Annotated in this window: 5 protein-coding genes; 2 read left to right on the top strand and 3 right to left on the bottom strand. The window is 43.3% G+C overall.

Features of this window, described 5'->3' with window-relative positions; translation table 11 throughout:
• Positions 1 to 209 precede the first annotated feature (209 nt).
• On the top strand, positions 210 to 602 hold the full coding sequence (locus PX482_RS15815) for a hypothetical protein (RefSeq protein ID WP_002758947.1): 393 nt from the start codon (positions 210 to 212) through the stop codon (positions 600 to 602).
• A 182-nt stretch (positions 603 to 784) separates the two neighbouring features.
• On the opposite strand, the gene PX482_RS15810 is transcribed toward PX482_RS15815, so the two are convergent.
• Entirely contained in the window at positions 785 to 925 is a 141-nt protein-coding gene (locus PX482_RS15810) for a hypothetical protein (RefSeq protein WP_288122665.1), read from the bottom strand.
• Positions 926 to 969: 44 nt separating this feature from the next.
• A complete protein-coding gene (locus PX482_RS15805) occupies positions 970 to 1,365 on the bottom strand; it encodes a hypothetical protein (RefSeq protein ID WP_002758946.1) in 396 nt (131 codons plus the stop codon).
• Between the two features lie 399 nt (positions 1,366 to 1,764).
• On the opposite strand from PX482_RS15805, the gene PX482_RS15800 reads away from it, so the two are divergent.
• Entirely contained in the window at positions 1,765 to 2,103 is a 339-nt protein-coding gene (locus tag PX482_RS15800) for a type II toxin-antitoxin system HicB family antitoxin (RefSeq protein ID WP_353852429.1), read from the top strand.
• A 222-nt stretch (positions 2,104 to 2,325) separates the two neighbouring features.
• Here the strand turns inward: PX482_RS15800 and PX482_RS15795 are convergent.
• Positions 2,326 to 2,515 (bottom strand): His/Gly/Thr/Pro-type tRNA ligase C-terminal domain-containing protein (locus tag PX482_RS15795; RefSeq protein WP_288122664.1); only part of this gene is annotated, 190 nt, incomplete at its 5' end.

Below are 2,515 nucleotides of genomic sequence, written 5' to 3'. Positions count from 1 at the left end.
GCCAAGCTTTTCTGGTCGGAACCCCCTAAGCCGAGTTTTCAAGGTGCTGCGCCGTCCACTTGGTTTTCGAGACTGGCCTTTTAATTCTAACGTAAAGCCAACCTAGAACGGCGGGGTTTCAGACCCAAAATTTCCGATGAGAAAGTTATCCGCAATCAATAAAGTATCGAATCGGGGCAAGAAAAATTCAACTAAGAGGAGTTTAACTGATGACAGCCGCAACTGAAAAAGATTTAAAAAGATTAGAGGATTTAATCATCGGTATTGCCAACGGACAAAAGGCGATCGAAAACCGACTAACCACCTTGGAAAACCGACTAACCAACCTGGAAAACGGACAGAAGAATTTAGAGTTAGGGCAGTCGGAAATTAAAGGCGATATCCGAACCCTAGACGCGAAGATAGAGGGTTTAAGCAATCGAGTTAAAGTTATAGAGAACGCGGCGGGGAAAACCACCGATCTCGCCGAAAAAGTCGGGGAACTGAAAAACTGGAAACAGATCGGAGTAGTGGTGATCACCGCTTCGCTCAGTTCGATCCTCAGTGGTGTTACGGGTGGGGTAATCGGTTGGCTAATCCGAGCGGCGAAAGTTAATCCCTAATGGCGTTGCCGAATCAAGAATATGAATGCTGATTTTGCACCCGTCCACCAGAACGTAGGTTGGGTTGAAGCATGAAACCCAACGCCCGCATAGTTTACGCTACCGCTAACCCATCCTACACATAATTCTGCCTCCCTACTTATGAATGCTAGTTTTGCACCCGTCCACCAGTCAACCTAGTTCTAGGTTTTAAAAATTGCCCAAGAAGACAGGCAATAATTATCGCCAAAATACTCTAGGGAGTAACCTAAATAACCAACCCTAAAAAGACTCTCTGCTAAACTTGAGTCAGTAGATGCACCCTGATGAAAAAGGAGAGTCAAAGAAAGCTCTCCTTTTTTTTTTGAGAAAGCAATCCGGGGGGGATTTAGCCGCGGTTAGCAGGTAGCTTCGCTTTGCGCGCCATGTCTTTGAAACCATTCAAACTTGGACCAGGGCGACGGCGAGACAGACTAGGAGTAATCAAGTATTTTGTCGCAAATTCCACTTCTTGTGGCTCTACTTTACCGTTAGTGGGGGCTACGGGGGCCGGTGCGCTCACAGGAGCGGCGGGAGTTTCTTTTGCTTGCTTTTCTTTCTTAACAGAAGTTTTTTTCGCTTTTTTCTCGGCTACGGGGGCGGCAGCAGACTCCACAGCAGGGGCAGGCGCTTCCACAACAGGCGCGGCTGCTGCCGTGGTTGCTGTCGCTTTTTGTTCACCATCGGTTTCTTTTAGTTCTAGGTAAAAGTCAGATTTTTTGCCACCAAAGAGATTTTTTAACATCGGGGATCACTCCGAGAGTTGGGAAAATGTAAAAGACTAGGTATTTTAAAATTTATCATTGACCGGGATCAGGCAGCAAACAAGATTATTCTCTTGACGATTTGCCTCTTTCATCTATTTTTCTTTGGATAATCGCTACCAGACAAAGTGTTTTAAAACAAGTTAAATTTACAAAAATTTACAAAAATCTAGAACGAGAAACCCCGACGTAAACAAGGGCAAAAACTACTAGAGACGTTGCTGATAACGTCTCTAGATTATTTAGGGTTTGCTGAATAAATCTAAAAACCTTGTTGGATAAGGTTTTTAGACTTTTTTTCCCTCAAAAAGTGCCGACCATTGGAGTGATTGGGGGGAAAATTCAGGTACTTTTTCCCTGAAAATTAGGTAGTTGACCACCTGAAAATCGATAAAACCCCACACCCCACACCCCACACCCCACACCCTGCCCCCAGGAAAAACTTTTTCAGCAAGCCCTATCTAATTGTTCTCGAAAAAAGTGAAACGGGATTTTCCGCTTATTCACCCGATGTAGTAGGGTGTGTACCAACAGGGGCGACTTTAGAAGAAACAACGGAGCAAATGCGATCGGCTTTGGCTTTGCATTTGGCAGATGTTGAAAATTGTCCCCAACCGCGAGGAATTGATGCCTATCTAGAAGCTTTGCGAGATTCGGAAGGAGAAACATTTTTTCTGACTCATATTCCACTGGATCAAGTCTTAATTAGGGTCTGCTGAAAAAGTTTGTTGGTGGGGTTAGGAGCCGGTAGTCAGGAGTCGGTCGTCAGTACTATATGCTTGAGAAAATACAGCAAAAAATCGCCATCATTAAGGAGATTGAATTTGTTGATTGAGACTTGCTTTGAGAGAAATCGACATAAAGATAATATAGTAATCTCAAAAGCTCCTTTTTTAGAAGTTTTTCAAGAAATTAAGCAAATTATCTGTATATTTAATCACTTAATCAGAAGCATTTACCTTTGAAATAGCAGTTTTTAAATAGGAAACCACCTCATTAATTGCTACTTCTGACGCTTTTTTACTGGCTCTTTCGACTAATTCCACCTTACCCGATTTGAGAGATTTACCCGTGACAATGCGATAGGGAATCCCAATTAAATCCGCATCTTTGAACTTAACTCCCGCACGT

It is taken from the genome of Microcystis sp. M53602_WE12 (assembly GCF_030065455.1).
In the GTDB taxonomy this organism is placed as follows: domain Bacteria; phylum Cyanobacteriota; class Cyanobacteriia; order Cyanobacteriales; family Microcystaceae; genus Microcystis; species Microcystis aeruginosa.
The sequence above is the reverse complement of the archived record's forward strand: the minus strand, read 5'-3'. Positions and strand labels throughout refer to the sequence as shown.